This is a genomic window from Fimbriimonadaceae bacterium, from assembly GCA_019638795.1.
Classification (GTDB): domain Bacteria; phylum Armatimonadota; class Fimbriimonadia; order Fimbriimonadales; family Fimbriimonadaceae; genus JAHBTB01.
In genome coordinates this window covers 240,943-249,526 of the sequence record JAHBTB010000003.1, presented here as the reverse complement: position 1 = coordinate 249,526, position 8,584 = coordinate 240,943, and the positions used below count along the sequence as shown (strand labels likewise).

Below are 8,584 nucleotides of genomic sequence, written 5' to 3'. Positions count from 1 at the left end.
TCCCAGTCCAGGTTGCCCTCGCCCACCGGCGCGTAAGTGACCTTCCAGCCGAAGGGGGCCATGTCCTTGACATGGACGACAGGCAAGCGCCCCCGCAGTCGCTCGGTCTCCGGCACCACCGACGCCCCGGCCGCATGCACCCAGTAGGTGTCCAGTTCGATGGGCAGCCAGTCCGCTTGGACGAGGGTGTCCCAGGGACGGCCGTCGGCGAACCGCTCAAACTCCAGGGCGTGGTTGTGATAGCCCAAGGTGGTCCCGGACTGCGCCAAGCGGTCGTGGACAGTCCGAAACTCCTTCAGAAACTCGCGGTAGCCTGCCGGGCCGGCGGTCCGCACTTCGTCGGGCGGTGCTCCCGTCGCGGTGTAGTTGCAGCCCAGGGCTTGGTGAAAGCTCACCTCTGCCTCGGTGTCGTCGCGGAGTCTGTCCCAGGGCCGGTGGGTCGCCGCACAGGCGAGGCCCCGCTCCGCCATCGCTCGTCCCGCCTCGACGGGCGAGAGGTCGACGTCGAACGCCCCGACCGCCGAGCACTGCACTCCGTCGAAACCCATCGCGGCGACTCGGTCGAGGACGTCGAGGAAGCCGTCGCGGGTCTTGACGTGGTCACGAAGCGTATAGAGTTGGGCTCCGACCTTCATGACACGTCGGAGGTCTTGACCCGGGCCCCGTCCTTCCGGGCACTCTCATAGACGGCGAGGACCACCTTCAGGGGCTCCATCGCGTCGCGGCAATCGACAAACGGCTTGCGGTCCTCGCGGACAGCGTCGACAAAGTCTTGGATCTGTAGGAAGTGCTGTTCACCCCAGGTCGCGCTGGGATCTTCCTCCGACGCTAGGCCATCGTCTCCCAGGGTGCCGAGGTTCGGGACCGGTTGCTGGGCGATGCCACGGCCATAGGGTCCGGTCTCGCCTCCCACGTCGACGGTTTCCCATGCCTTGATCTTGTCGGCCTCGATCAAGACGGTGCCTCCGGTGCCATGCACCTCCAGCCGCTCCGACATCCCCGGGTACGCCGACGTGGACCCGACAAGGACGCCGACCGCGCCGTTGTCATACTCCAGAAGGGCGGTGGCGATGTCTTCGACCTCGATCCGGTGGGCCGCGGTGCGCACCTGCGCTTGGACCGATTTCACGCCGCCCATCACCCACTGAAGCATGTCGACGTAGTGGACTCCCTGGTTCATCAGGCACCCGCCCCCGTCGAGTGCCCAGGTGCCGCGCCAGTCCCCCGAGTCGTAGTAGGCCTGCGTCCGGTACCACTTGATCGAGGCGTCGCCCTGGATCAGCTTGCCCAGACCGCCTCCCGAGGCAAAGTCGCGGAGGCGCCGGATGTCCTGGGCGAAGCGGTGTTGGCTGACGCAGCCATGCTTGACCCCGGCCGCTTCGCATGCTTCGACGAGCCGGGTCGCGCCGGCCAAACTGATGTCCACCGGTTTTTCGGTAAGGACATGCTTGCCATGCCGGGCCGCTTCTACCCCGACGTTGGCATGGTCGCCGCTGGGCACGCAGACCGTCACGGCGTCCACCAAAGGCCAAAGGTCGTCCAAGGACGTGACCGCGGCGCAGCCGTAGCGTTCTGCCGCCGCCCGCGCCCGGCCGGGGTCGACGTCGCACACCGCCGCCAGGGTCGCACCGTTCGCTCGGGTAAGGGAGTCGCAGTGGTTCCCGTGGATCGCCCCACAACCGACCACGCCGAATCGCAAGTTGTCTGCCATCAGATCCGTCCCAGGATGGCACGAAGCGCGTCCACCGCGGTCCGGCACAACTCCGGGCCGCTGAACCCGCTCATGCGGCCCGCCCGGGCCAGGTGGGGCTCAAGAGTCAAGGTGCCTTGCCAGCCTTGGTCTTTCAGCCACCGGAGGGTCTGCTCGATCTGGCCCTCCCCCTCACCGGCCGGGACCACCGTCTGGGTGGCCTCGACCGCGTCCTTGATGTGCAGGGTGTCGAGGTAGGGAAGGCACCAAGGGAACCAGTGGTCCCAGGGGCGGTGTCCGGTCAGGACGGTGTTGGCGAAGTCGAACGCCATCCGCAAGTGGGGTCCGGAGAACCGTTCCATCAGCCGTCGGCTCTGGTCGGGACAATAGCCGTAAAACCGGGCGTCGTTCTCATGCAGGAGCACGACACCTGCTTCTCCAGCTAGCTTGACCATGGGTTCGAGCCAGGCTTGGACGGCGGCCCAGGTCTGTTCGTCGTCCTCCGCGCCCTGGGGTTCGGGGGAAAATATCCGGACGTGCCGGGCACCGACCATCCTGGCCACCGCGACCGACCGCTCGAGCTTGTCCATCTCGGCGTCAAAGTACACCGGGTCGAGCGGGACCTTGTTGACCGGGCTCCCGACCGCGCGGACGGTGACCCCCTCGCGCAGGACCTCCCCCACGTCCGCGGCGGTCAGGTCGGCGACATTGCGCCCGTTGGCGTTCCTCAGGTCAAGGCCGTCAAGGCCGGCTTCGCGGACAAAGGCGGCCTGGGCCGCATAGTCGGCGGCGCACTCGTCGGCGAAGATCGTGACCGGCCAGGGCATACGCGGGCCTCGCCTCAGGCCGTCGTCAACACCATGGCCTGCCCCGCCTTGAGGACCAGCTCGTCCGAGAACGTGACGGTGCTCTTCGGCGCCCCCGGCACGACGGTCGCCGACTCACTGGCCTGGACTTCGGTCACCCGGCCGGGTACGCGGAGTTCGGTGAGGCGCAACCGTCCGTGCTTGACTTCCAGCCGCATCACGTTGCCGACCTTGGAGAAGACCCCCCAGCCTTCGGCGCAGACAAACGGGAACCGGTAGTCATCGTCGCTGAACGGCGCCTTGAGGCCGAACGAAAGCTTGCCGGAAGGGCCGTCGTACTTAAACCCGGTGAGAGAGACAAAGGAACCGTGCGACGCCATCGCCCGGGCGTAATGGTCGCTGCACTCGATCTCATTGTATGGGTTCCGCTTACTGGCGTCGTGCCGGTCGTGGACCGCGCGGGTGATGGCGAGGCCCTCCTCCACCATGTCGTTGGCGATCATGTGGGAGGCCACCTGGTGCTCCTGGCCCGTCCAGCACTCGTTGAAATAGAACAGGAACGTGCCCTTGGGGTCGCGGTATGGGTTCTCCACGTTCTTGGGGTTGGTCGTCATGATCAACCCGGCGTCCCCCGCGACCGCGTACCACCGCCCCGCCTTCATCTTGTCGCGCCATGGGCCGACGTCGGGCGAGAAGTTGTACTTCCAAATGGACTGGAGCGCCTGTTTGGTCTCCGCCGGAGGCAGGACTTCGCCCAGGCCGACCTGGTGGCCCCAGCTACCGCCGAAGACTTGGTCCACATGGCATCCCTCGTAGTATCCCAACGCGTCCGGCCGCTTGGGGTCGGGCTTTTGGATGAAGTACTCGCCGTTGAAGAGGCTGCGGAAACTCTTCTGCCCCTTGGCCAGGCGGTCGCGGCACTCCTTGGCAAAGGCCTCGTCACCGACCGCCCCCGCCATTGTCTCGGCGGCGCCGAGGGCGGCCAGATACTCCGACGTGATCCAGGATATCTGCCCGTACCAGGCAGCGTCGAGCGTGTTCATCTGCTCGCCCTCGATGATCCCTTCGCCGTCGTCCATCTTCATGAGGAACTGGACGACCCGCTTGACGTCGGCCCAGTTCCTTCGGAGGAAGGTGTCGTCCGGCGACATCTGGTGCTCGCGGAGGATGCGGCAGACCGTCCCGCCCTGACCGTCGATGGCGGCGTTCATGTCGAACTCGGCCCGGAAGCCGATGCCGCCGCCGTCGTTGAGGGCCACGCCGAGGTCGACCCTTTCGCGGGTGTCCCGCTCGATCTCGGGGAACAGCCGGGCGACCGAATGGGCGTACTGCCACACGTGCCCGCAGGTGCCGGGACAACACCCGACGCCCTCGAACCCATAAAACCGGCCGGAGCCAAACCGGCTACAGACCGAGGTGGCCAGGGTGGAGGCGTTGATGATCGTGCGCTCCATGAACCAATGGGGCAGACCGGGGCCGTCGTCGGGCCCGTACCAGGTGTCCCGCCAATTGCGGGTCGTGTCGACAAGGAAGTCACGGTGCGACCGGAAGTGACGGGCCACGGCCAAGGCGTCGTTGAACCGCTTGGCATAGTGGCGTTTGGTCGCGTCGTCGGGGACCCCGATCTGGATATTGGGCAAGTGCCAAGCGACGACAAACTCGACGGTGGCACTCTCGCCCGGGGCAAGGTCGACGGTCTGGGAGACGGTCGTGGGCGTGACGGCGGCGTGGCCCAAGGCGAGGAGAGCCATGGTGCCCGTGTCCGGACGGTCCGCCAGCGGTGGGGCGTCGTTGGGGACGTCGGACTGCCAGATGCGTCCAATGCCGATCTGCCCCCACCCGCCGGTCTCCTGGTCGATGATCTCGATATGGGCGGTCTTGCCCTCGTGGGCGCTGATGTCGAAGGCCATCGGGCGCATCCGGTTGGAGTCGAACCCGGTCTGAGACAGGACGACCTTGCCGTCGACAATGAGGTTGAGGCATTCCTTGCCCGGGTGGTTGCCGCCCCCGATCCAAAAGTGGAGGTACTTGCGGACGATCTTGAACGCGGGGCCGGTCAGCTTGCCGACGTGCTGGTCTCGGGCGACGACGTCGTTGGCCGGGGCGCTGGAGTGGGTGTTGACGACGTGCCCCCCTGGCCCGCCCACGTTGCCTTGGTACGGGACAATGTCCTTGCGGGCGACCGGGCCCTTGCCGAAAGCGGTGCCTTCGACGGTCCAGGGCGCGTAGGTGTCCCGCTCCCAGTCCTCAACAAGGACCTCGGAGCGGTAGAACGTCTTCTGGGGGACCGCCTCGACGCCGTGCTGGAGACCGTCTGACGCCGTCGTGGTCACCGGCTTGCTGGAGCCGTCCTTGATCGACTCCCGGCCGACCGCATGCTCCAACCTCCCGGTCAGGGTCGCGGTGACGGGCTCCTTACCCTTGTTGGTCAGCGTATAGGCCAGGAAGACCAGCGGGTACGAAGAGTTGTCGAAGTCCAGGGGGATGAACGGGGAAAACGCCTCAAGCCGGGCCTCCAGGGTGGTGGAGGGGTCTTTGAACCGGACGAGGCCGACCGGGTACTGGCCACGGAATTGGACGTCGGACCAGCCCGTCGCGTCCATTTCGCGCTTCTTGTCGCCGACGTGGAGTTCGAAACCGAAGTCGAACGGCTTCTCCACGGGGAGGGCGTCCAGGTAGGCGCTGCCGCCGCCCGAGTTGATCTGTTGGCCTTTGTAGGCGGTCACCCCGGCGCGGACGCCGAAACGGTTCGTGTTGAAGACGTCCCAATGGCCGACCCGGCCGTCACCAGACAGGTAGACCAGCCCGCAACAGACGCCGCCGACCGGCATGGCGATGTGCTGGAGGGCCTTGCCGGACGTTTCAGTGGGTTTGCCGCGCAGATAGAGCGACTTGACCCACTCGGGCGAGAGCTTCTTGTCGACGGGGACGAGCTGCTGAAAGTCGTCCTCGGTGAACGGACCCGCGACCACCTTTTGGACACCGAGCGCACCGGCCGCGCCCACCCCTGCCATCTTCAAAAGCGTCCTTCGCGGAATCCGCGCTGCTTCCCCTGCCATGGCCCGATGCTACCTGCGGGACGGCCGTCGTGCCGTCCCGCAGGCGACTGATTCAGTCCTTGGCCAGCGAGTAGTAGTAGTCCTGGCAGGCCGAACCCACCGGGCAACCGGCTTTGATCGCGTCGCCAAGGTTCGCCTGGGCGAAGAGGGCGGCTTCATTGCCGTATCCGAAGTCTGCCGTGCGCAGGCTAGGCCGAAGGGTGGTGGCGTGTCCGTCGGCCCAGGACACGACCGCCTGGCGGTTGGCCCGGCCATGGACGCTGGGGAAGTTGTAGGACGGCGGGTCGATGAAGGTGTTGCCCTCAAGCTTCGGGGTGGGGAAGTCCCAGTTGTTGATCCGGGCCGCGCTTGCAAAGACCAGGGTCTCGGCGGGGCGTTCCACCCGGCTTTCCGCAACCGGGACGGGCACCTCATGATAGTCCCGAGCGACGTACTCACTGGGCGAGAGGTAGGCGTAGTTGTAGCCGTAGCCCGTCAGGCCGATCGCGGAGCGGAACCCGACCGGGAACGTCGGGTCGACAAAGACCCGGTTCTCCCGCATGTAGGGGTAGAGGAGCCCTTCTTCGGGTCGCAATTCGGTGCCGTCGAAACTGCCCCACCAATAGACGACCTTGCCGGGTGCCGTGGTGAGGGCGCGCATGACCGTGCCGTCGTAGTCGTCGTTGTAGAGCGACCAGGCCAACGTGGTCTGACGCAGTTGGGTGAGGGACTGGGTTTTCTTGGCGGCAACCTTGGCCGTCGCGAAGACTGGGAACAGGACCGCCGCCAAGACCGCGATGATCGCGACGACGACAAGGAGTTCGACAAGGGTGAATGCTCGTTCCATCTTGTTGGTTCTCGAAGCCAAAGGGTGGGCATTCGGGCTTCGGGTCACCCCGTCACCGTTGCGGCACAGCGCCGGATTTGCACCGGACTTCCCCCACCGAGGACGCGGCGTCGCCGTGCCCCAATGGCGAGGACAAGATACCTTCCGCTCCCGGTAGCACTCAGCGAAGGAAATAAGTCATATCACCGTCTAGATGTTCAGTAGACAAAGATCATGTGGCGAGATATGCGATATGGCCTCATGCCATGGTCTGTAAGACGAATTCGGGAGTCCGACGTGCGGCGGGACCTTGGGGTCAAACAGCAAACCTTGACAGTAGACAGTTGTCTTGGTCAAACTGCGCCCATGAAAGTTGTCGAAGCCCTTTTGGAGTCGTGGGACAGGCAGGCGCGGATCGTCGAAAGCATGGCGACGCTGGTCAACGAGCGGAACCGCAAGGTGAGGCCGACAAAGGACACTTGGGAGCTGGACATGCAGCTGTGCCACATTCACGAGACGCGATACTGGTGGCTCGGCCAGACCAACAAGGTCGAGCAAGCGAAACTGGGCGACGTTATCCGGCAGGACGGTGAAGATTGGGTGGCGGTCGACGACCTCGGGACGATCCGGACGCAACTCACCGTGAGCGCCCAGGCGGTGCGCGACACCTTCACCACCGCGTTAGCGGCCGGAGACGGCCCGCTCGGCCCCTACGACCACCCCGTCCTCTTTCTCCAGCACATGCTATGGCACGAGGGCTGGCACATCGGTCTGGTGCGCCTGGGCTTGGCCGCGGCCGGGGAAGATCCTACCGACGAGTGGGAACAAAAGCACGTCTGGGAGCTGTGGCGCGGCGTCGAGGAGTAGCCGTGCTTAGCGCGGCAGTCCGTCTTCGCTGATCCTCCACGCCAGCGCGGCCATCGCCAGGGCCCCCATCTCGAGCTCGCGCGGGTGGACCTTGTCGAGGGTGTCCTTGGCTGAGTGGTGGTAGTCGAAGTAGCGCTGGATGTCGGGCGACAGGCCGAACTGGGTCGCACCGATTTTGGCCAGGGGAGCGACGTCGGCTCCTCCGCCGCCTGCCTCCAGCCTCTCGATCCCGAACGGACGGAGGTCCTCAAGCCATGTTTCCAATTTGGAACGGTCGGCAAAGTCGGTGCTGAACGACCGGGGGTTGAAACCGCCCGAGTCGGACTCGATACCGGCCAAGTGCCGTTGCCCGCCCGCCTTCGCCGCCTCAAAGTAGGCTTCCGCCCCCCGGCCGCCGATCTCCTCGTCCATAAAGAGGACGACGCGCACCGTGCGCTTGGGCTTGAGCCCACAAGCCTTGATGACGCGCAGGGCCTCGATGGCCTGGCACACTCCAGCCCCGTCGTCATGGGCCCCAGTGGCGAGGTCCCAACTGTCCAGGTGCCCGCCCATGACGACCACGTCGTCGGGCGACTCGGAGCCCGTGACCTCACCGACGACGCTGGCCGAAGGGACGTCAGGAAGGTTCTTGCAACTCAGCTTCAGGGTGACCTTGACAGGCCCCTTCCGGAGCGCGGCACTGAGGCGGTCGGAGGCGAGTGTGCTGAGGGCGGCGCATGGGATCTTAGGGTCACGGGTGGTCCCCGTGTGCGGGTAGTCGTCGACGAACTGGGTCAAGGACCTGACCAAGGTGGCGACCGCCCCGACCTTGGCCGCCGTGGCGGGGCCCTGGAACCTCTGGTCCCCCGCGTCACCGTACTGGCCGTCGATCAACTCTGGCCGGAACGGACGGTTGTAGAAGACGATCTTGCCCTTGAGCTTGTCGCCAAGGCGGACGACCTCATCCAGCGACCGGACCTCGACGACTTCTGCCGTCACTCCCGCGGCCGGGGTGCCCGGGCTGGTCCCCAACGCGCAGACTTTGAGGTCCATGCGGCCGGTCCGCGTGCGCGCGACGCATGACTCGACGTCGCCCCGCACCCAGTGGGGCACCATGCACGGCACAAGGTGCACGTTCTGGAACCCCAGCCTGGTCATCGTCGCTTGCCCCCAGGCGACCGCCTTGGCGGCGTTCGCCGAGCCACTCATGCGCCCGCCGACCTTTGTCGTCAATTCAGTCAGGAGAGAGTACGCGCCAAGGTCGGTCATGCCACGCACCCGCAACCGGTCTGAGAGGTCGCTGGGTGCCGGGCTCAACAGACTGATCGCGACGAGGCCGGAGAGAAGGACCATGGGGCCGAGTCTATCCGCGTAGACT

7 protein-coding genes and 1 riboswitch are annotated in these 8,584 nt (G+C 66.0%); of the genes, 1 reads left to right on the top strand and 6 read right to left on the bottom strand.

Annotated elements, in window-relative coordinates; translation table 11 throughout:
• The 5 genes from KF857_06170 to KF857_06150 form a co-directional block, all read right to left on the bottom strand.
• Positions 1-635 (bottom strand): sugar phosphate isomerase/epimerase (locus KF857_06170; protein ID MBX3111578.1); only part of this gene is annotated, 635 nt, incomplete at its 3' end.
• Positions 632-1,711: a Gfo/Idh/MocA family oxidoreductase gene (locus KF857_06165; GenBank protein ID MBX3111577.1), complete on the bottom strand. Its 1,080-nt coding sequence runs from the start codon at positions 1,709-1,711 to the stop codon at positions 632-634. The genes KF857_06165 and KF857_06170, both read right to left, overlap by 4 nt.
• On the bottom strand, positions 1,711-2,517 hold the full coding sequence (locus tag KF857_06160) for a sugar phosphate isomerase/epimerase (protein ID MBX3111576.1): 807 nt from the start codon (positions 2,515-2,517) through the stop codon (positions 1,711-1,713). Before KF857_06160 ends, KF857_06165 begins: the two co-directional genes overlap by 1 nt.
• A 14-nt stretch (positions 2,518-2,531) precedes the next feature.
• Positions 2,532-5,555 carry a hypothetical protein gene (locus tag KF857_06155; protein ID MBX3111575.1) on the bottom strand — a complete coding sequence of 1,008 codons (3,024 nt, stop codon included), beginning with the start codon at positions 5,553-5,555 and terminating at the stop codon, positions 2,532-2,534.
• Between the two features lie 52 nt (positions 5,556-5,607).
• Complete coding sequence (locus tag KF857_06150) at positions 5,608-6,381, bottom strand: type II secretion system protein (protein MBX3111574.1); 774 nt, start codon at positions 6,379-6,381, stop codon at positions 5,608-5,610.
• Between the two features lie 5 nt (positions 6,382-6,386).
• A riboswitch (cobalamin riboswitch) is annotated at positions 6,387-6,519 on the bottom strand.
• Between the two features lie 207 nt (positions 6,520-6,726).
• On the opposite strand from KF857_06150, the gene KF857_06145 reads away from it, so the two are divergent.
• Complete coding sequence (locus KF857_06145) at positions 6,727-7,227, top strand: hypothetical protein (protein ID MBX3111573.1); 501 nt, start codon at positions 6,727-6,729, stop codon at positions 7,225-7,227.
• Positions 7,228-7,233: 6 nt separating this feature from the next.
• On the opposite strand, the gene KF857_06140 is transcribed toward KF857_06145, so the two are convergent.
• Complete coding sequence (locus KF857_06140; protein MBX3111572.1) at positions 7,234-8,559, bottom strand: M20/M25/M40 family metallo-hydrolase; 1,326 nt, start codon at positions 8,557-8,559, stop codon at positions 7,234-7,236.
• Between the last annotated feature and the right edge of the window lie 25 nt (positions 8,560-8,584).